The sequence below is a fragment of the Pseudomonas sp. B13(2017) genome, from assembly GCF_002113245.1.
In the GTDB taxonomy this organism is placed as follows: Bacteria; Pseudomonadota; Gammaproteobacteria; order Pseudomonadales; family Pseudomonadaceae; genus Aquipseudomonas; species Aquipseudomonas putida_Z.
Genome location: NZ_NEJX01000001.1, coordinates 335,467 through 354,908 on the forward strand (window position 1 = coordinate 335,467; position 19,442 = coordinate 354,908).

Here is a 19,442-nt window from a genome sequence, read left to right on the forward strand (position 1 = left end):
TCTGCGAAAAAGTTAGCGAAGCTTGAAATCGATCGGCACGCTGACCCAGCCGGTCTGAGCCACGTCGCCCTGCTTGGCAGGCACGAAGCTCCAGCGCTTGACCGCTGCCAGTGCGGCAGCGTCGAGGGCATCACGGCCGCTGCTCTTCTGGATCTGGATCTGCCCGGGCTTGCCGCTGGGCAGCACCTCGACGCGCAGCAGCACGGTGCCTTCCCAACCGCGGCGCTGGGCCATCTGCGGGTACTCCGGCGCCGGGTTCTTCAGGTACGCCGCGTTGGCCGATGCCGGGGTGACCGGGGCCGGTGCAGGTGGCGCTGGCGGTGCCGGGGCAGCCACAGGGGCTGGCGGCGGCGCTTCGACCGGCTTGGGCTGCGGTTTGGGCTGTTGCTTGACCACCGGCTTGGGCACGGGCTTTGGTTTGGGCTTGGGCTTGGCGGCCAGCTCGTCGACCACCGGCGGCGGTGGCGGCTGGACCACCGGCGGTGCCGGGGCTGGTGGCGGTGGCTCGACTACAGGCGGTGCTGGCGCGGCGAACTCGATGGTCATCGGCGGTACTTGCGGTGGCACCACCGGCAGCTCGGGCGTTGGTGCCTGGCTGACCCAGTACGCTGCAGCGCCATGCAGGGCCAGCACCAGCAGGCCCAACACCAGCTTGTCGCGGCGCTTGAGCCCGCTGACAGGCGTGCGTTGCAGGCGCAGCTGGCCAAGCGGGAGGCGAAGCGTGCGTCCAAGGTCGACCAGGTCGCCCGGTGCCGGGCGCCATGGCTGGTCGTAGGCCCTGACGGCCGACTGGACATTACCCATTGATCAAACTCCTGGGGTCTCGATTCAGGTGTGTGGCTGAATCATCGCGGCCAGAGGCTTATCTCTTAAAGTAATGTTTAAAATTATGATTAGAACTTTACTGAATATAGTTTTTCAGGGATGGTGGCAAAGCCGCGGAATTCGTGGGCTGTGGCCGGGCGGGTTTTCAATCATGCATTGCCGGCATGCGAAATATTCGCGTAAGGCATGAGATTGCCGCGAGGGCTGCGCCCTCGATCGCCGGCAAGCCAGCTCCCACAGATGTGGGAGCTGGCTTGCCGGCGATGGGCTGCAAAGCAGCCCCGACAATCTCTCAGGCATAAAAAAGCCCGAGACCAACCCCGGGCTTTTCATCATCAAAGGCGACTCAGATATCCGCCACCTTCTGCCAAACCTTCGGCCGGAAGAACAATGTCTCCCCCCGCGCCAACCCGGTCAGGCTGTCATGGTCCTTGACCACTTCGGCCTCGATCAGCTCGCTCTGCCCTTCCACCTTCAAGGTCACCCGCGTGGTCGCGCCCAGCGGCCGGATATCCCGCACCTCGGCCGCATGGTGCCCTTCGGTCTCGTGCCGCGACAGCGACACTTCGTGCGGGCGGAACAGCACATGATGCCCTTCGCTCAGGGCCAGGCGGTTGGAATCACCGAGGAAGTGGTAGACGAAATCGTTGGCCGGGTGCTCGTACACCTCGCCCGGCGAGCCGATCTGCTCGATCACGCCCTTGTTCATCACCACGATGCGGTCAGCCACCTCCATGGCTTCTTCCTGGTCGTGGGTGACGAACACCGACGTCAGGTTGATGTCCTCGTGCAGGCGCGCCAGCCAGCGGCGCAGCTCCTTGCGCACCTTGGCATCCAGCGCACCGAATGGCTCGTCCAGCAGCAGCACCTTGGGCTCCACCGCCAGCGCACGGGCCAGGGCGATACGCTGGCGCTGGCCACCGGACAACTGCTCGGGGTAGCGGTCGGACAGCCAGTCCAGCTGCACCATGTTCAGCAGCTCATGCACCTTCTCGGCAATCTTGCTCTCGCTCGGGCGCTCGCCCTTGGGCTTCATGCGCAGGCCGAAGGCAACGTTGTCGAACACACTCATGTGGCGGAACAACGCGTAGTGCTGGAACACGAAACCGACGTTGCGGTCGCGCACGTCATGGCCGGACACGTCCTCGCCATGGAACACGATATTGCCCTGGTCGGGGGTTTCCAGGCCGGCGATGATGCGCAGCAACGTGGTCTTGCCGCAGCCGGACGGGCCGAGCAGGGCCACCAATTCGCCGCTGTTGATGTCCAGGTTGATGTTGTCCAGGGCCTGGAAGCTGTTGAAGCGCTTGCTGACGTTACGAACTTCGATCGACATGAATCATTCCTCCGCGGCGCTGTGGCGCAGGCGGTTAATACGGTTCTCGCTCCACTGCTTGAGCAGCAGGATGAAGAGCGCCAGGATCAGCAACAGGCTTGCCACGCTGAAGGCCGCGACGTGGTTGTACTCGTTGTAGAGGATCTCCACGTGCAGCGGCAAGGTGTTGGTCACGCCGCGAATGTGGCCGGACACCACCGACACCGCGCCAAACTCGCCCATGGCCCGCGCGGTGCACAGCACCACGCCGTAGATCAGGCCCCATTTGATGTTCGGCAGGGTCACGTGCCAGAACATCTGCCAGCCATTGGCGCCGAGCAGGCGCGCGGCCTCCTCTTCCTGCGTGCCCTGCTCCTGCATCAGCGGGATCAGCTCACGGGCCACGAACGGTACGGTGACGAAGATGGTGGCCAGAACGATGCCCGGCAGGGCGAACACGATCTGGATATCGTGGTCCTGCAGCCACGGCCCGAACAGGCCTTGCGCACCGAACATCAGCACGTAGACCAGGCCGGCGATCACCGGCGATACCGAGAACGGCAGGTCGATCAGGGTGACCAGGATACTCTTGCCACGGAAGGTGTACTTGCTCACGCACCAGGCGGCGCTGACGCCGAACACCAGGTTCAGCGGCACCGAAATGACCACGGCGAGCAGGGTCAGCTTCAGCGCCGACAACGCGTCAGGCTCGAAGATCGCTTCGAAGAAGGTGCCAAAGCCGTTCTTCAGCGCCTGCGATACCACGATCACCAGTGGCAGCAGCAGGAACAGCGCGAACACCAGCCAGCCAAGGCCGATCAGGATACGCCGCGAAGTGGCGCTGCCCCGGCGGGCGGCGTTGGCGGCGGCGGTTGCATTCAGGGATGAACTGGACATGCCGGCCTCCTTCAAGGGGTTTCGATGCGGCGCTGCAGCAGGTTGATCAGCAGCAGCAGGATGAAGGAAACCACCAGCATCAGCACGCCGATGGCGGTCGCGCCGGTGTAGTCGTACTGGTCGAGCTTGACCATGATCAGCAGCGGCAGGATCTCGGTCTTCATCGGCATGTTGCCGGCAATGAAGATCACCGAACCATACTCACCCACGCCGCGGGCGAAGGCCAGGGCAAAGCCTGTCAGCCAGGCAGGCAGCAGCGCTGGCGCCAGCACGTGGCGGAACACCTGCAGCGGCTTGGCGCCCAGGCAGGCGGCGGCCTCCTCCACTTCACGCGGAATATCGGCCAGTACCGGCTGCACCGTCCGCACCACGAACGGCAGGGTGACGAAGGTCAGCGCCAGGGTGATGCCCAGCGGGGTGTAGGCGATCTTGAAGCCCAGGTCGGTGGCGAACTGGCCGACCCAGCCCGAGGGCGCGTACAGGGCAGTCAGGGCGATACCGGCTACGGCCGTGGGCAGGGCGAACGGCAGGTCGATCATCGCATCGATGATCTTGCGCCCGGGGAAGGTGTAGCGCACCAGCACCCAGGCCAGCAGGGTGCCGATCACACCGTTGATGATGGCGGCGAACAGGGCAGTGCCGAAACTCAGCTTGAGCGCGGCGATCACCCGCGGCGCACTGATGACGTTCCAGAACTGCTCCCAGGTAAGCTGCGCGGCATGCACGAACATGGCGGCCAGCGGTATCAGCACGATCAGGCTGAGGTACACCAAGGTGTAGCCCAGCGTCAGCCCGAAGCCGGGTATGACGGGGGAAATGCGGCGTGACATAAATATCCCTGGTTGAACGCACGAAACCCGGGACAGATCCCGGGCCGGTGCAAGCTTCTGAATCCTGGGGCTGCTTTGCAGCCCAATCGCGACGCAAGGCCGCTCCCACAGGAGATTGCGGTTCCTTGTGGGAGCGGCCTTGCGTCGCGAATGGGCCGCATGGCGGCCCCGCTTTTCCTTGGCCCTTACTGTGCCTGATAGATCTGGTCGAACACACCGCCATCATTGAAGAATTTCGGTTGTGCAGTCTTCCAGCCACCAAAGTCCTTGTCGATGGTCACCAGGTCCAGTTTCGGGAACTGCTTGCCGAACTCGGCAGCGACCTTCTCGTCACGCGGGCGGTAGAAGTTCTCGGCGGCGATCTTCTGCCCGGCCGGGCTGTACAGGTGCTTGAGGTATTCGCTGGCAATCTCGGTATTGCCCTTCTTCTCGGCGTTCTTGTCCACCACCGCCACCGGCGGCTCGGCGAGGATCGACAACGACGGCACGACGATGTCGAACTTGTCGGCGCCACCGTCTTCCTTCAGTGCCAGGAAGGCTTCGTTTTCCCAAGCCAGCAACACATCGCCCTGGCCGTTATTGACGAAGGTGATGGTCGAGCCACGGGCGCCGGTATCCAGCACCGGTACGTGCTTGAACAGCTCCTGCACGTACTCCTTGGCCTTTGCTTCGCTACCGCCGGCCTTCAGGCCATAGGCCCAGGCAGCCAGGAAGTTCCAACGGGCGCCGCCGGAGGTTTTCGGGTTGGGGGTGATGACCGACACGTCCTTCTTGATCAGGTCGCCCCAGTCCTTGATGCCTTTCGGGTTGCCCTTGCGCACCAGGAACACGATGGTCGAGGTGTACGGGGTGCTGGCATCCGGCAGGCGGGTCTGCCAGTTGTCTGGCAGGGTCTTGCCGAGCTTGGCGACTTCATCGATGTCGCCGGCCAGGGCCAGGGTCACCACGTCGGCACGCAGGCCATCGATCACCGCACGGGCCTGCTTGCCCGAACCGCCGTGGGATTGCTGGATCTTCACCTTGTCGCCCGGGTGGGCCTGCTGCCAGTGCTTGATGAACTCGGCGTTGTACTGCTGGTACAGCTCGCGGGTCGGGTCGTAGGACACGTTCAGCAGTTCGTAGTCCTTGGCGATGGCGGAACCGGCAAAAACAGCACTGGCCAGGGCGGCGAGCGCATAACGGCGGATGGACATGGTGAAGCTCCCGATTGGCATTTTTCTAGTTTTGAATGTGTGGTGCGATCAGCCGGTCTTGTTGCCGGGCTGCTGCAGGCGGAACTTCTCCTTGCGCTCGATCTGCACGACCTGAGCGTTGTGCACGGTAATCTCCACCGCACCGAATCGCAGGTCGCGCAGAGCGCTCTGGATTTCACGCAGAATGGTGGCTTCGTCCTGACCGTCGATGCTACGCAGAGATGCACTCATGCTCGTTCTCCTTGGAGTGAGGGTGCCGGGCTGAGGTTTGAAGGGGATTTGCGCCTGGCTTGAGGGCAATAGTAGTGAGGCGGGGTTATTCTTAAAAATACTGTTTAAGAATGTTTATATAACTGAATTGTCTTTATGATTTGAGGGCCCTATCGCCGGCAAGCCAGCTCCCACAGGAGCCTCACAATACTCGAGAGCAGTGAGATTCCTGTGGGAGCTGGCTTGCCGGCGATAGGACCCTGAAGATTTCAAGAGTTTTTCTGCGGCTCGCGGATCTTGTACCAGGCCACATACAAGGCCGGCAGGAACAGCAGCGTCAGCAGGGTCGCCACGATGATCCCGCCAATCATGGCGTAGGCCATCGGCCCCCAGAACACTTCGCGGGCAATCGGGATCATGCCCAGGCTCGCCGCCGCCGCGGTCAGCAGAATCGGCCGGCGCCGGTGGTTGGTGGCCTCCACCACCGCATCCCACGGCGACAAGCCCTGGGCTTCGAACTCGTCGATCTGGGTCACCAGGATCACCGAGTTACGAATGATGATGCCCGCCAGCGCGAGAATGCCAAGAATCGCCACGAAGCCCATGGGCGTACCTGTGGGCACCAGCGCAATGATCACGCCAATCAGCCCCAGCGGCGCCACGCTGACCACCAGGAACAGCTTCTGCACGCTGTGCAGCTGGATCATCAGGAACGTCGCCATCAGGAACAGCATCAGCGGGATGACCTTGCGGATCGGCCCCTGCGCCTTGGCGCTCTCCTCCACCGTACCGCCGGTGGCCACTTCGAAGCCGACCGGCAACTTGCTGGCGAACTCGTCGATCTTCGGCTTCAGCTGGGCCACCAGGTCGGTGGGCTGGATGTCGCCGTTGACCGAGGCCTTGATGGTGATGGTCGGCTTGCGGTCACGGCGCCACACCAGCGGCTGCTCCAGCTCGTAGCGCACGGTGGCGAACGCAAGCAGCGGGATCGAGGTGCCGTTGGGCGTCAGTATCTGCAGGTTCTGCAGGGTATCGGGCGAGCCACGCTCGCTGTCCTCGGCACGGGCGACCACGTCGACCAGGTAGATGTTGTCGTTGACCTGGGTGATCTGCACACCGCTGACGATGCTGTTCATCACATTGGCCACGTCCTCCGACGACAGGCCCAGCTGGCGCGCCTTGTCCTGGGCGATTTCCACGCGCAGCACCTTACCCGGCTCGTTCCAGTCGTAGATCATCTCGCCGATGTGCTCGTTCTGGTCGAGCAAGGTGGCCAGCTCGATGGCGTGCTTGCGTACCTGGTCGATATTGGCGCCGCTGACCCGATACTGGATCGGCCGGCCCACTGGCGGGCCCATTTCCAGCGATTGCACGTTGGTGCCGACGCCAACGAACTCTTCATGCAGGATCTTCTGCAGGCGGTCCATCATGGCCTGGCGTTCCTCGAAGCCCTTGCTGACGATCACCAACTGCGCGTAGTACGGGTTCTGCAACTGCTGGTCGAGGGGCAGGTAGAAGCGGATCGCCCCTTGGCCGATGTAGGTACTCCAGTGCACCAGGTCCGGGTCGTCCTTGATCCGCGCCTCGAAGCGGTCGACCACCTTGCGCGTCTCTTCGATCGAGGCGTTTTGCGGCAGGTTGAGGTCGACGAGAATTTCCGGGCGGTCCGAGGACGGGAAGAACTGGTTCTGCACGAAGCGCTCGCAGAAGATCGCCAGGGCGAACAGCACCACGGTGCCGATGATGGTCAGCCAGCGGTTGCGCATGCACCACAACAAACCATGCTCGAAGACCCGGCCGACACGGCCAGGCTCGGCTTCGTGGGGCTTGAGCTTGGCGCTGCTGAGAATGTGCACGCCGAGCACCGGGGCGAAGAACACCGCTACCACCCACGACACCATCAGCGCCACGGCAATTACCGCAAACAGCGTGTAGGTGTACTCGCCCGCCGAACTGGCGTTGAGGCCGATCGGCACGAAGCCGGCCACCGTCACCAGGGTGCCGGTAAGCATGGGGAAGGCTGTGGAGGTATAGGCAAAAGTCGCCGCCTGCTCCTTGCTTTCGCCCATCTCCAGCCGTGTGACCATCACCTCCACGGTGATCATCGCATCGTCCACCAGCAGGCCCAGGGCGATGATCAGCGCCCCCAGCGAAATCCGCTGCATGGTGATGCCGCTGTATTCCATGAACACGAACACCATGGCCAGCACCAGCGGGATCGAGCAGGCCACCACCAGCCCGGCACGCACGCCGAGGCTGACGAAGCTCACCGCCAGCACGATCACCACCGCCTCGAACAGCGCACTGGTGAAGCCGCCGACCGCTTGCTTGACCACCACGGCCTGGTCGGAAACAGTGTGTACCCCGACGCCCACCGGCAGGTCTTCGACCACCTGGTCCATGCGCTTTTTCAGCGCCGCGCCGAACACCTGGATATTGCCGCCGGCCTTCATGCCGATGGCCAGGCCCAACGCCGTCTGGCCGTTGTAGCGGAACATCGGCGAAGGGGGGTCGACGTAGCCGCGCTCGATATCGGCGATGTCGGCCAGGCGGAAGAAGCGGTCGTTGATCTTCAGGTTGACGGTTTGCAGGTCCTTTTCCGAGGTGAACTGCCCGGAGGTACGCACCGAGATACGTTCCGGCCCGGCCTCGATCACACCGGCAGGGGTCACGGCGTTTTGCGATTGCAGGGCCTGCATGACCTGGCGCTGATCGATGCCCAGGGCTGCCAGCTTGCGGGTGGAGAAGTTCAGGTAAAGCACTTCGTCCTGAGTGCCGATCAGCTCGATCTTGCCGATGTTGGGCACATCGCGCACTTCGGCCCGCGCCTGTTCCACATAGTCGCGCAACTGGCGCAGGGTCAGGCCGTCGGCGGTGAAGGCATAGATCGAACCGAACACATCGCCGAATTCATCGTTGAACCCGGGCCCCTGGATGCCCGCAGGGAATTCACCGCGGATGTCCTGGATCTTCTTGCGCACCTGGTACCAGATTTCCGGGATGTCCTTGGCCTTGGTGGTATCGCGCAGGTACACGTAGACCGTGGATTCGCCGGGGCGGGTGTAGCTTTTGGTGTAGTCGAGGGAGTCGAGTTCCTCGAGCTTCTTCTCGATACGGTCGGTGACCTGGTACAGGGTTTCGTCCTGGGTCGCGCCGGGCCAGCGGGTCTGGATGACCATGGTCTTGATGGTGAACGACGGGTCTTCCTCACGGCCCAGGTTGAAGTAGGAGAAGATCCCCATCAGCAGGCCAACGAACATCAGGTACCAGACGAACGATTGATGCTTGAGTGCCCAGTCGGACAGGTTGAAGCTTCCTTTCATTGCGCATCCTCGTCGAAGGTGACCTTCTGGCCGGGCTTGAGGCTGTTCACGCCCGCAGTCACCACCCGCTCGCCGGGCTGTACGCCCGAACTCAGGACGACGCTGTCGGCGGTGCGGCCGATCAGGGCCACGTCACGAGTGGCCACGGTCTTCTGCTGCGTATCGATCACCCATACCTGGGTCTTGCCGTCGCGCTCGAGCAAGGCACTCAAGGGCAGTTCGCTGCGCGGCGACACCTCCGAACTCAGGGTCACGCTGATGGCGGTGCCCAGGTGGAAGGCCGCCGGGGTGCTGGCCAGGGTCAGGCGCGCGCGGCGGGTGCGAGTGGTGGCGTCGGCCTGGGGTTCCAGTTCCCGCAGGCTGGCGGTGGTGTTGATGGTCGGGTCCAGCTGCGAAGCAACGGTGAAGGTCAGGCCTTTGCTCAACTGCTCGGCCAGGCCGATCGGCAGGTCGATCACCGCTTCCTTCACATCCGGCCTGGCCAGGGTTACCACGGCCTGGCCGGCGGTGACGGTTTGCCCGGCTTCGGCCTGCCAGGCAGTGATCACCGCGGCGTGGTCGGTGCGCAGGGTGCTGTAGTCGAGCTGGTCACGCGCCTGGCTGAGCGCAGAGCACGCCTGCTCCAACGCCGCGCTGGTGGTTTTCAGGTTGGTCTGGGCGATATCCAGCTGGGCCTGGGCGCCTACGCCACGGTCGTACAGCTGTTGCTGGCGGCGGGCATCGGCCTGGGCGTTGATCCACTGCGCCTGCACCTTGGCCAGGTCGCCCTCGGCGGCACGAAGCTGGTTCTGCTGGTCGGTCGGGTCGAGGGTGGCCAGGGTGTCGCCCGGTTTCACCTGGGCGCCCACATCCAGCCAGCGCCGGGCGATACGCCCGGATACCCGGAAGCCCAAGGTACTTTCGAAACGTGCCTGGATACTGCCGGCGAAACGGCCCAGCTGCGACTGCACCTGGGGTTCGACCTTGACCGACAGTACTGGCCGAATCGGCTCCGGCACTTCATCCTCGCTACTGCAACCGGCCAGCAGCACGCCGGCCGACAGCATCAGCAGCAGGCGCTTCATAGCTCACCCCCGTTGGCCTTGGCATCGATCTTCAGCACCTGCATGCCGGGGTGCAGCAACTGCCCGCCATTGACCACCACGGTCTCGCCGCCTTTCAGGCCACTGGCGACCACGATCCTGCCGGTGAGGTAACGGCTGACCTCGACCTTGCGCAGCTCTACCTTGTCACCCTCGCCCACTACCCAGACGGCGGGCTCATGCAGGGCCTTGGTCAGTGCCGACCATGGCAGCTCGATACTTGGTCGGCCCTGGGCATTGGTGGTGGCCGTCACCGGTGCACCCAGTTGCATCCCTGGCGGCACATCCCTCAGCCCGACCTTGACCTGCACCGTGCCGCTTTGCGCGGACACCGTGGGGGTGATTTCGCGCACGAAGCCACGGGCCTGAACCTTGGGGTCGTCCAGTAGGCTGACGATCACGCCGGCATCGCTGGGCGGGGCCACCAGCAGCGATTCGTAGACATTGAACACGGCATCACGATCACCATCGGTGGCCAGGCTGAAGATTGGCATGGTCGCTTGAACCACCTGGCCGACCTCGGCCTGGCGCTCGGTGATGACCCCATCGGCCTCGGAGACCAGCGCGGTATAGCTCAGTTGTTCGTTGGCATTGGCCAATTGCGCCTGCGCGGCCTTGAGCGCGCTCTGGTTGCTGCGCAGCGCGGCTTCGGCGGAATCGTATTCGCTCTGGCTGGTGTAGCCCTTGGGCAACAGCTTTTGCTGGCGCACGAACGCGGCACTGGTCTGGGTGACCCGCGCCTGCGCGGCGAACACCTCGGCCTTGGCCGAGTCGACATTGTTCTGCAGGTCTTTCGGGTCCAGCCGCGCCAACACCTGGTTGGCCTTTACGTGGTCGCCGACATCGACACTGCGCGAAATGATCTTGCCGCCCACACGGAACGACAGGTCGGTCTGTACCCGCGCCTGCACATCGCCAGTCAGGGTGACCCTGGCAGCGAAATCGGTGGGTGATACCTGTTGCACGCCTACGCGTGGCAGTGTTTCGGTGGTTTCTTCCTTACTACAGCCCGACAGCAGGGACACAAGCCCCAGGCAGACGACCAACAGCGGACGTATCAACGTCATGCAGGCTCCTTGCTTGCGCGCAAATGATTCGTGGGATGCGACTGTTAGCGTAGATCAGGGTTCGATAAACGGCACTGACCGCGATCAAGCTGGCATTTTCGGCGCCTGCGCGGGCCTCTTCGCGGGCACGCCCGCTCCCACAGGATGGTCGCCAGCCTCAAGCCTGCGCTGTACCTGTGGGAGCGGGCGCGCCCGCGAAGAGGCCGGTACAGGTCAGACCTGAACTGAGGCCCTGTTCAACCCCAGCTCTATGTCATCAATCAATGCTTTGGCAAAGCCACTGAGAATTCTCGCGGCACTACCGGCCAGCCGGTCATTTTCCATCTCGGCTTCGGTCGTCAGGTGATTGATGCACCCGAGTATTACGGAGAGTTCGGAGAAGGCATGGTTGAAGGGGATGTTGGCCTGGACGCGGAACAGGTCCATGCAGGTTTCGCGGCCGACGGTGCTGCTGTGTGATGGATAGGAAGTGCCTGGAGCAGAATTGGTCATGGTGGATCTCCTATATCTGGACAAGGAGTTGCCACCTTCATCTTTCTCACGGATCAGGGCGGCAACCGTACGCGAGGTGAGAAACCGCGGATATAGGAACGCAGCCAGACGTAAGTCTGCCCGCGCACGGTTGCCATGACGAAAGCACTATATCGTTGGGTTCTCACACCCAGTCCCGACGACGTTATCCCTAGGGCATTTCCCCTACAACAGAGCAGCTTCCACACGGCTCGTAGGATAATTCCCAAGCCGATCCAGCTGAAGCCTTTGGTTTGAGTTGATGAAAAGTCGTACGCCTTCAGGGCCTCTTCGCGGGCATGCCCGCTCCCACAGGAAAGTCGCCAGCCCCAAGCCAGTGCTGTACCTGTGGGAGCGGGCGCGCCCGTGAAGAGGCCGGCACAGCAATGCATGAGCTTCTGCCATATTCAGAAACCATCAGCTACCCGGTGACCCCCGCTTCAGCCACTACCTTTCAAAAGGAGGTTCAATTTCAAGGAAGATCACAATGCCATTAGCCGAATCCCACCGACTGCGTTGTGGGCGCTACTCCGAGCCAGGCAGGCTCTACCTGCTGACCACCATCACGCACCAACGAAAACCACTGTTCCATGACTTCGACAATGCTCGCCTGGTGGTCAAACATCTGCGGGTTTCAAATGACATCCAGGATTGCCATTCCCTGGCCTGGGTAGTGATGCCGGATCACCTGCATTGGCTGGTCGAGCTGAAGGAAGTGGCATTGGGAACGTTGATGCGCAAGTTCAAATCACGCACAGCCATTGCGTTGCGCAAGGCAGGTGTCAGGCACAAACCGATCTGGCAACCCGGTTACCATGACCATGCGCTGCGGCGGGAAGAGTGTGTGGTGCATGTAGCCCGGTACATTGTTGCCAATCCCTTGAGGGCAGGATTGGTCAGGAGTGTCAGGGACTATCCACACTGGGATGCGGTATGGCTTTGAGTCGGTGTTGGGGCCTTCGCGGGCTTGCCCGCTCCCACAGGGATTTCCACATGCCTGAAGGTTTTGGTGCCCCTGTCCCACAGGGATCACCACAAGCCTGAAGGCTGTGATGTCCCTGTGGGAGCGGGCGTGCCCGCGAAAGGGCCGGATCAGGCCGACGCCGCAACCTGCGCCGGGCGCTTGACCTGTGGCTGCGAAGCATTCGCTGCAGCGCCCTCTTCGATCGCCTGCTGTATCGCCTTGCGACGGCGCTCTTCGGCCTGGCGGCTGAAGTACCAGACGAAGAAGGTCACCAGCGACACCGACAGCAGGATCAGGCTGGCCACGGCGTTGATCTCCGGCTTCACGCCCAGGCGCACCGCCGAGAACACTTCCATCGGCAAGGTGGTCGAACCAGGGCCTGACACGAAGCTGGCCAGTACCAGGTCATCCAGCGACAGGGCAAACGACATCATGCCGCCCGCCGCCAGCGACGGCGCGATCATCGGGATGGTGATCAGGAAGAACACCTTCCACGGCTTGGCACCCAGGTCCATCGCCGCTTCCTCGATCGAAAGGTCCAGCTCACGCAGGCGTGCCGACACCACCACCGCCACATACGCGGCACAGAACGTGGTATGGGCGATCCAGATGGTGACGATGCCGCGCTCCTGCGGCCAACCAATCATCTGCGCCATGGCCACGAACAGCAGCAACAGCGACAGGCCGGTGATCACCTCGGGCATTACCAGCGGCGCGGTGACCAGGCCACCGAACAGCGTGCGGCCCTTGAAGCGGGTAACCCGGGTCAGCACGAACGCCGCCAAGGTACCCAGCGCCACCGCCGCCACCGCCGTATAGCAGGCGATTTCCAGCGAACGCATCACCGACCCCATCAACTGGGTGTTGTCGAGCAGGCCGACGTACCACTTCACCGACCAGCCACCCCATACCGTCACCAGCTTGGAGGCGTTGAACGAGTAGATCACCAGGATCAGCATCGGCAGGTAGATGAACAGCAAGCCGAGCACCAGCATCAGCTTGGAGAAACTGAAGCGCTTCATGCCCTGCCCTCCATTTCTTTGGCCTGGCTGCGGTTGAACAGCAGGATCGGCACGATCAGGATCGCCAGCATGACCACCGCCAGCGCAGAGGCCACCGGCCAGTCACGGTTGTTGAAGAACTCTTGCCACAGCACCTTGCCGATCATCAGGGTTTCCGGGCCGCCAAGCAGTTCAGGAATCACGAACTCGCCCACCACCGGGATGAACACCAGCATGCAGCCGGCGATGATGCCGTTCTTCGACAGCGGTACGGTGATCTTCCAGAAGCTGTTGAAGGTGCTCGAACCCAGGTCCGAAGCGGCCTCGAGCAGGCTCGGGTCGTGCTTCACCAGGTTGGCGAACAGCGGCAGGATCATGAACGGCAGATACGAATAGACCACGCCGATGTACACCGCCAGGTTGGTGTTGAGGATCTGCAGCGGCTGGTCGATCAACCCGGTCCACAGCAGGAAGCCGTTGAGCAGGCCGTTGTTGCTGAGAATGCCCATCCAGGCATAGACGCGGATCAGGATCGCGGTCCAGGTCGGCATCATGATCAGCAACAGCAGGACCGTCTGGGTCTCCTTCTTGGCATTGGCAATGGCATAGGCCATCGGGTAGCCGATCAGCAGGCACAGCAGGGTGCTGAAGAAGGCCATCTTCAGCGAGCCCAGGTAGGCCGAGATATACAGCTCATCCTCGGTCAACAGGCCATAGTTGGCCAGGTTGAGCACCAGCTGCAGCTTGTCTTCGACGTAGCTGTAGATCTCGGTATACGGCGGGATCGCCACGTCGGCTTCGGCGAAGCTGATCTTCAGCACGATGAAGAACGGCAGCATGAAGAACAGGAACAGCCAGATGAACGGCACGCCGATCACCAGGTGCCGCCCCTCCGGGGTAATACGCTGGAAGGCTCGCTTGAGCTTGCGCAGCTTCATGACCGCAGTACCACGCCGCTGTCGTCTTCCCACCACACGTACACTTCATCGCCCCAGGTCGGGCGGGTGCCCTGGCGCTCGGCGTTGGCGACGAACGACTGGACGACCTTGCCGCTCGGCAACTCGACGTAGAACACCGAGTGGCCACCCAGGTAGGCAATGTCGTGAACCTTGCCGCGCGACCAGTTGTGCTCGCAGGTCGGTTGCTGGGTGGTGACCAGCATCTTTTCCGGGCGCAGGGCGTAGGTGATGTGCTTGTCTTCCACCGACGTGGTGATGCCGTGGCCGACATAGATCTTGCGCTCCAGCTCCGGGCTGGCAATGATCGCGTGGCCTTCGGCGTCGTCGACCACTTCACCTTCGAACAGGTTGACGTTGCCGATGAACTCGCACACCAGGCGGCTGGTAGGCGTCTCGTAGATGTCCACCGGCGATCCGATCTGGGCGATCCAGCCCAGGTGCATGATGGCGATGCGCTGGGCCATGGTCATGGCCTCTTCCTGGTCGTGGGTCACCATCACGCAGGTCACGCCCACGCGCTCGATGATCTCCACCAGTTCCAGCTGCATCTGCGAACGCAGTTTCTTGTCCAGTGCACCCATCGGCTCGTCGAGCAGCAGCAGCTTGGGGCGCTTGGCCAGCGAGCGGGCCAGGGCCACGCGCTGGCGCTGGCCGCCGGACAGCTGGTGCGGCTTGCGCTTGGCGTACTGGGTCATGTGCACCAGCTTGAGCATCTCGGCCACGCGGGCGTCGATCTCGGCCTTGGGCATCTTGTCCTGCTGCAGGCCGAAGGCGATGTTCTGCGCCACGGTCATGTGCGGGAACAGCGCGTAGGACTGGAACATCATGTTGATCGGCCGCTCGTAGGGCGGCATGTCGGTGATGTCGACGCCATCGAGGAATATCCGCCCTTCGGTCGGACGTTCGAAGCCGGCCAGCATGCGCAGCAAGGTGGACTTGCCGGAACCGGAGCCACCCAGCAGGGCGAAGATCTCGCCCTTGCGGATTTCCAGGGACACATCGTCCACGGCTACCGTTTCGTCGAACTTTTTCGTGACCCGGTCGATCTTGACCAGCACCTGCTTGGGTTGCTGGCCACCCTCGAGGGCTTTTTTATAGGCACCGGAGGCAACTGCCATGAGTGAAACTCCCAACAAGATTTTTGTGCCCGCGAGCCCTGTTCTACAGGTGCCGCCACGGGCCTGGATTTTTACTTGCCCGACTTGACCTTGGTCCAGCTACGGGTCATCAGCCGTTGCACCTTGGGTGGCAACTCTGAGTTCACGAACATCTTGTCCAGCACTTCCTGCGGTGGGTAAACCGCGGCGTCAGTCCTCACGGCCTGGTCCATCAGGTCGCCAGCCTTGGGGTTCGGGTTGGCGTAACCGACGTAATCACTGACCTGGGCGATAACCTCAGGCTTCAGCAAATAGTTGATGAAGGCATGCGCCTCTTTGACGTTCTTGGCGTCCTTGGGGATCGCCAGCACGTCGAACCAGAGGTTGCCGCCTTCCTTGGGAATGGCGTAGGCCAGGTTCACGCCCTTCTTCGCTTCTTCGGCGCGGGCCTTGGCCTGGAACACATCACCCGAGAAACCTGCCGCGACGCAGATGTCGCCGTTGGCCAGGTCGGTGATGTACTTGGACGAGTGGAAGTAGGTCACGTACGGGCGTACCGCCAGCAGTTTCTTCTCGGCGGCCTGGTAGTCCTTGGCATTGGTGCTGTTGGGGTCCAGCCCCATGTAGTTGAGCACCGCCGGCAGCATTTCGTCCGCCGAGTCGAGGAAGGCCACGCCGCACTTGGCGAGCTTCTTCATGTTCTCGGGCTCGAACAGCACTGCCCAGGAGTCGATGGTGTCCACGCCCAGCGCGGCCTTCACCTTGTCGACGTTGTAACCGATGCCGTTGGTGCCCCACAGGTAAGGCACGGCGTACTGGTTGCCCGGGTCGTTCCTTTCCAGGCGCTTCATCAGCGCCGGGTCCAGGTTGGAATAGTTGGGCAGCAGGTTCTTGTCGAGCTTCTGGAACGCGCCCGCCTTGATCTGCTTGCCGAGGAAATGGTTGGATGGCACTACCACGTCATAGCCGGTGTTGCCGGCCAGCAGCTTGCCTTCCAGGGTTTCGTTGGAGTCGAACACGTCTTGCACGGGCTTGATGCCCGTGGCTTTCTCGAAGTCCGCGAGTGTGGTCGGGCCGACGTAGTCGGACCAGTTGTAGAAGTGCACCGTAGGCGCCGCTTGGACGCTGCATGCCAGCGTCAGGCCCGCTCCAGCCATCAAGGCCTTGCGGAATACAGAAATGGACAAGTGGGTGGTCCTCACAATCAGTGCCTGGGTAGCGACAATGCTGCCGCACACGCAAAACCGGCGCGCAACTTACCTTCGCAGCTTCGATGCCGCAATCATCAATTGCCTTTCACTGGCTCTGGGCCGGGATTCCCCGGCCCAGAGGTACCGCATCGGGCTTATTTGCCCGACTTGATCTTGGTCCAGCTGCGGGTGATCACACGCTGGGCAGACGCTTCAGGCGCAGCGATCGCGTACAGCTGCTTCTTCACTTCAGCTGGCGGATAGATGCTCGGATCGCTGGTGATTTCCTTGTCCACGAACTGGGTGGCGGCAGCGTTGCCGTTCGGGAAGCGCACGGCGTTGGTGATCTCGGCCATGATTTCCGGCTGCATCAGGAAGTTCATGAACTGGTAGGCAGCGTCTTTATGCTCGGCATCCTTGGGGATGGCGACCATGTCGTAGAAGGTACCGGCACCTTCCTTCGGAATGACGTAGTCCACCTTGACCTTGTCGCCGGCTTCGTGGGCACGGGCCTTGGACTGCTCCAGGTCACCCGAGTAACCGACGGCTACGCAGATGTTGCCGTTGGCCATGTCGCCGATGTACTTGGACGAGTGGAAGTAGGTGATCGAAGGACGGATCTTGAGGAACAGGTCCTCGGCGGCCTTCAGGTCTTCCTTCTTGGTGCTGTTGCTCGGCAGGCCCAGGTAGTGCAGCGCAGCCGGCAGCATTTCGGTCGGGGCATCGAGGAAGCTCACGCCGCAGCTCTTGAGCTTGGCGATGTTTTCAGGCTTGAACACCACGTCCCACGAGTCGATCTTGTCCACGCCCAGCGCGGCCTTGACCTTCTCCGGGTTGTAGCCGATGCCGATCGAGCCCCACATGTACGGGAAGGCGTGCTTGTTGTCCTTGTCGCTGGCATCGCCAACGGCCTTGAGCAGGTCAGGGTCGAGGTTCTTCCAGTTCGGCAGCTTGGAGCGGTCCAGTTCCTCGTACACGCCAGCCTTGATCTGCTTGGCCAGGAAGTTGTTCGAAGGCACCACGATGTCATAGCCCGACTTGCCTGCCAGCAGCTTGGCTTCGAGGGTTTCGTTGCTGTCGAAGACGTCGTACTTGACCTTGATGCCCGACTGCTTCTCGAACTTGGCGATGGTGTCCGGAGCGATGTAGTCCGACCAGTTGTAGACGTTCAACACCTTGTCTTCAGCCTGAACAGCGGTAGCCATGGCACCCATCAGGGCGGTGGCCAGCAACGTCTTGCCCAATTTATTCATGCGTAATGCTCCAGAATTTTTTATTTAGCCATCTGTTCAGCAGCCAGGACCTACGGTGCAGAGCGCGCGGCGACTGAAACAGTCGCTAGTCTGGCAAGTTACAAGGCCCTGTATCAAGGAAAGCAGGGCCTTGTAACGACTTAATGTCACATCGCGGAGGCCTGAGTGGCTGTTTTGAATATTCAAGTTCGAGTGCAAGGGTTTATTGGGCAAGGCGGCACGACGAGTCGTAGCCAGCTACGGCGAGGAGTGCCAACGCCGCCCAGTAAAGCCTTGTGCCGAAATTGAGTATTCAAAACAGCCATTCAGGCCTCTCCAGCCTAGCAAACTGTCAACGAATCGCTTCGAGCGTCAGGTCCAGGCATTTGCGTGCCTTTTCCACCAGTTCGTCGATCTCTGCATGGCTGATCACCAGCGGCGGCGCAATGATCATGGTGTCACCCACCGCGCGCATGATCAGGCCGTTTTCGAAGCAGAAGGTGCGGCAGATCATGCCCACGCCCTTGCCTTCGTAACGGCTGCGGGTGGCCTTGTCCTTGACCAGCTCGATCGCGCCGAGCAGGCCCAGGCCGCGTACCTCGCCCACCAGAGGGTGGTCCTGCAGTTCACGCAAACGCTTTTGCAAATACGGTGCCGCTTCGCTGCGCGCCTTCTCGACGATTTTCTCGTCACGCAGGATGCGCAGGTTTTCCAGGCCCACGGCGGCCGCTACCGGGTGGCCGGAGTAGGTGAAGCCGTGGTTGAAGTCGCCGCCTTCGCTGAGTACCTGGGCCACGGTGTCACGCACGATCACACCGCCCATTGGGATGTAACCGGAAGTCAGGCCCTTGGCGATGGTCATCAGGTCAGGCTTGAGGTCGTAGTAGTCGGAACCGAACCACTCGCCGGTACGGCCGAAACCGCAGATCACTTCGTCGGCGACGAACAGGATGTCGTACTTGGCGAGGATCTCCTTCACCTTCGGCCAGTAGGTTTCCGGCGGGATGATCACGCCCCCGGCGCCCTGGATCGGCTCGGCGATGAAGGCGGCGACATTGTCTTCGCCGACTTCGAGGATTTTCTTCTCCAGCTGCTCGGCCGCCCACACCCCGAACTCATCCGGGGTCATGTCGCCGCCTTCGCCGAACCAGTAAGGCTGCGGGATATGCACGATGCCCGGGATCGGCAGGCCGCCCTGCTCGTGCATGCCGCTCATGCCGCCCAGGCTGGCACCAGCCACGGTGGAGCCGTGGTAGCCGTTGATGCGGCCGATGATGGTCTGCTTCTGTGGCTTGCCTTTCAACGCCCAGTAATGGCGGACCATGCGCAGCACGGTGTCGTTGCCTTCGGAGCCGGAGCCGGTGAAGAACACATGGGTCATGCCTTGCGGCGCCACGTCGGAGATTGCCTTGGCCAGTTCCAGCGCAGGCGGGTGGGCAGTCTGGAAGAACAGGTTGTAGTACGGCAGCTCGCGCATCTGCTTTTCTGCCGCCTGCACCAGTTCTTCACGGCCATAACCCACTGCCACGCACCACAGGCCAGCCATGCCGTCGAGGATCTTGTGCCCCTCGCTATCCCACAAATGCACACCCTGGGCCTTGGTGATGATGCGCGGCCCCTTCTCCTTCAGCTGCTTGTAGTCGCTGAAGGGCGCGAGGTGATGCTCCCCACTCAGGGTTTGCCATTCACGGGTTTGCGGGTTGTTGACGCTCATGTGCTTCTCCGTTGTTCGACAGCCGCGTCCTGC

Annotated in this window: 17 protein-coding genes; 1 reads left to right on the forward strand and 16 read right to left on the reverse strand. The window is 62.2% G+C overall.

The features are described 5' to 3' along the window. Positions 1-12: 12 nt before the first annotated feature. The 10 genes from CAG44_RS01490 to CAG44_RS01540 form a co-directional block, all read right to left on the reverse strand. On the reverse strand, positions 13-804 hold the full coding sequence (locus tag CAG44_RS01490; protein WP_025341026.1) for an energy transducer TonB: 792 nt from the start codon (positions 802-804) through the stop codon (positions 13-15). A gap of 367 nt (positions 805-1,171) precedes the next feature. After that, the gene (locus CAG44_RS01495; RefSeq protein WP_013974693.1) at positions 1,172-2,161 is read right to left on the reverse strand and encodes a sulfate/molybdate ABC transporter ATP-binding protein; all 990 of its coding nucleotides are present in this window, start codon (positions 2,159-2,161) and stop codon (positions 1,172-1,174) included. A 3-nt stretch (positions 2,162-2,164) separates the two neighbouring features. Next, positions 2,165-3,037, reverse strand: a complete 873-nt coding sequence (cysW, locus tag CAG44_RS01500) for a sulfate ABC transporter permease subunit CysW (RefSeq protein ID WP_025341027.1) — start codon at positions 3,035-3,037, stop codon at positions 2,165-2,167. Between the two features lie 11 nt (positions 3,038-3,048). Then, complete coding sequence (gene cysT / locus CAG44_RS01505) at positions 3,049-3,867, reverse strand: sulfate ABC transporter permease subunit CysT (RefSeq protein WP_046613605.1); 819 nt, start codon at positions 3,865-3,867, stop codon at positions 3,049-3,051. Between the two features lie 185 nt (positions 3,868-4,052). Further along, on the reverse strand, positions 4,053-5,060 hold the full coding sequence (locus CAG44_RS01515; protein ID WP_085592416.1) for a sulfate ABC transporter substrate-binding protein: 1,008 nt from the start codon (positions 5,058-5,060) through the stop codon (positions 4,053-4,055). A gap of 48 nt (positions 5,061-5,108) precedes the next feature. Next, a complete protein-coding gene (oscA, locus tag CAG44_RS01520) occupies positions 5,109-5,291 on the reverse strand; it encodes a sulfur starvation response protein OscA (protein WP_003258557.1) in 183 nt (60 codons plus the stop codon). 248 nt (positions 5,292-5,539) lie between these two features. Beyond that, positions 5,540-8,593, reverse strand: coding sequence for an efflux RND transporter permease subunit (locus CAG44_RS01525; RefSeq protein WP_085691463.1), 3,054 nt, complete (start codon positions 8,591-8,593; stop codon positions 5,540-5,542). Next, on the reverse strand, positions 8,590-9,657 hold the full coding sequence (locus CAG44_RS01530; RefSeq protein ID WP_085691464.1) for an efflux RND transporter periplasmic adaptor subunit: 1,068 nt from the start codon (positions 9,655-9,657) through the stop codon (positions 8,590-8,592). Before CAG44_RS01530 ends, CAG44_RS01525 begins: the two co-directional genes overlap by 4 nt. Next, on the reverse strand, positions 9,654-10,742 hold the full coding sequence (locus tag CAG44_RS01535; protein ID WP_085691465.1) for an efflux RND transporter periplasmic adaptor subunit: 1,089 nt from the start codon (positions 10,740-10,742) through the stop codon (positions 9,654-9,656). The genes CAG44_RS01530 and CAG44_RS01535 overlap by 4 nt, the downstream gene beginning before the upstream one ends. A gap of 213 nt (positions 10,743-10,955) precedes the next feature. After that, positions 10,956-11,234 (reverse strand): DUF3077 domain-containing protein, encoded by a 279-nt coding sequence (locus CAG44_RS01540; protein ID WP_256575194.1) that lies wholly within the window; start codon positions 11,232-11,234, stop codon positions 10,956-10,958. A gap of 505 nt (positions 11,235-11,739) precedes the next feature. On the opposite strand from CAG44_RS01540, the gene CAG44_RS01545 reads away from it, so the two are divergent. Next, a complete protein-coding gene (locus tag CAG44_RS01545; protein ID WP_085691467.1) occupies positions 11,740-12,195 on the forward strand; it encodes a transposase in 456 nt (151 codons plus the stop codon). 149 nt (positions 12,196-12,344) lie between these two features. Here CAG44_RS01545 and CAG44_RS01550 read toward each other — a convergent pair whose 3' ends face one another. From CAG44_RS01550 to CAG44_RS01575, 6 genes are all read right to left on the reverse strand, one after another. Next, entirely contained in the window at positions 12,345-13,238 is an 894-nt protein-coding gene (locus CAG44_RS01550; RefSeq protein WP_003258560.1) for an ABC transporter permease subunit, read from the reverse strand. Further along, positions 13,235-14,155: an ABC transporter permease subunit gene (locus tag CAG44_RS01555; RefSeq protein ID WP_013974703.1), complete on the reverse strand. Its 921-nt coding sequence runs from the start codon at positions 14,153-14,155 to the stop codon at positions 13,235-13,237. The genes CAG44_RS01550 and CAG44_RS01555 overlap by 4 nt, the downstream gene beginning before the upstream one ends. Further along, the gene (potA, locus tag CAG44_RS01560) at positions 14,152-15,294 is read right to left on the reverse strand and encodes a polyamine ABC transporter ATP-binding protein (protein WP_013974704.1); all 1,143 of its coding nucleotides are present in this window, start codon (positions 15,292-15,294) and stop codon (positions 14,152-14,154) included. The genes CAG44_RS01555 and potA overlap by 4 nt, the downstream gene beginning before the upstream one ends. A gap of 71 nt (positions 15,295-15,365) precedes the next feature. Next, positions 15,366-16,460, reverse strand: a complete 1,095-nt coding sequence (locus CAG44_RS01565) for a polyamine ABC transporter substrate-binding protein (RefSeq protein WP_084785299.1) — start codon at positions 16,458-16,460, stop codon at positions 15,366-15,368. A 158-nt stretch (positions 16,461-16,618) separates the two neighbouring features. Continuing rightward, complete coding sequence (locus CAG44_RS01570) at positions 16,619-17,716, reverse strand: polyamine ABC transporter substrate-binding protein (RefSeq protein ID WP_023660780.1); 1,098 nt, start codon at positions 17,714-17,716, stop codon at positions 16,619-16,621. Between the two features lie 331 nt (positions 17,717-18,047). Next, complete coding sequence (locus CAG44_RS01575) at positions 18,048-19,409, reverse strand: aspartate aminotransferase family protein (RefSeq protein ID WP_085691468.1); 1,362 nt, start codon at positions 19,407-19,409, stop codon at positions 18,048-18,050. Between the last annotated feature and the right edge of the window lie 33 nt (positions 19,410-19,442).

Coding starts and splice junctions, on each gene's coding strand:
- CAG44_RS01490 (WP_025341026.1), bottom strand. CDS start 804: ATGGGTAATGTCCAGTCGGCCGTCAGGGCCTACGACCAGCCATGGCGC.
- CAG44_RS01495 (WP_013974693.1), bottom strand. CDS start 2,161: ATGTCGATCGAAGTTCGTAACGTCAGCAAGCGCTTCAACAGCTTCCAG.
- cysW (WP_025341027.1), bottom strand. CDS start 3,037: ATGTCCAGTTCATCCCTGAATGCAACCGCCGCCGCCAACGCCGCCCGC.
- cysT (WP_046613605.1), bottom strand. CDS start 3,867: ATGTCACGCCGCATTTCCCCCGTCATACCCGGCTTCGGGCTGACGCTG.
- CAG44_RS01515 (WP_085592416.1), bottom strand. CDS start 5,060: ATGTCCATCCGCCGTTATGCGCTCGCCGCCCTGGCCAGTGCTGTTTTT.
- oscA (WP_003258557.1), bottom strand. CDS start 5,291: ATGAGTGCATCTCTGCGTAGCATCGACGGTCAGGACGAAGCCACCATT.
- CAG44_RS01525 (WP_085691463.1), bottom strand. CDS start 8,593: ATGAAAGGAAGCTTCAACCTGTCCGACTGGGCACTCAAGCATCAATCG.
- CAG44_RS01530 (WP_085691464.1), bottom strand. CDS start 9,657: ATGAAGCGCCTGCTGCTGATGCTGTCGGCCGGCGTGCTGCTGGCCGGT.
- CAG44_RS01535 (WP_085691465.1), bottom strand. CDS start 10,742: ATGACGTTGATACGTCCGCTGTTGGTCGTCTGCCTGGGGCTTGTGTCC.
- CAG44_RS01540 (WP_256575194.1), bottom strand. CDS start 11,234: ATGACCAATTCTGCTCCAGGCACTTCCTATCCATCACACAGCAGCACC.
- CAG44_RS01545 (WP_085691467.1), top strand. CDS start 11,740: ATGCCATTAGCCGAATCCCACCGACTGCGTTGTGGGCGCTACTCCGAG.
- CAG44_RS01550 (WP_003258560.1), bottom strand. CDS start 13,238: ATGAAGCGCTTCAGTTTCTCCAAGCTGATGCTGGTGCTCGGCTTGCTG.
- CAG44_RS01555 (WP_013974703.1), bottom strand. CDS start 14,155: ATGAAGCTGCGCAAGCTCAAGCGAGCCTTCCAGCGTATTACCCCGGAG.
- potA (WP_013974704.1), bottom strand. CDS start 15,294: ATGGCAGTTGCCTCCGGTGCCTATAAAAAAGCCCTCGAGGGTGGCCAG.
- CAG44_RS01570 (WP_023660780.1), bottom strand. CDS start 17,716: ATGAATAAATTGGGCAAGACGTTGCTGGCCACCGCCCTGATGGGTGCC.
- CAG44_RS01575 (WP_085691468.1), bottom strand. CDS start 19,409: ATGAGCGTCAACAACCCGCAAACCCGTGAATGGCAAACCCTGAGTGGG.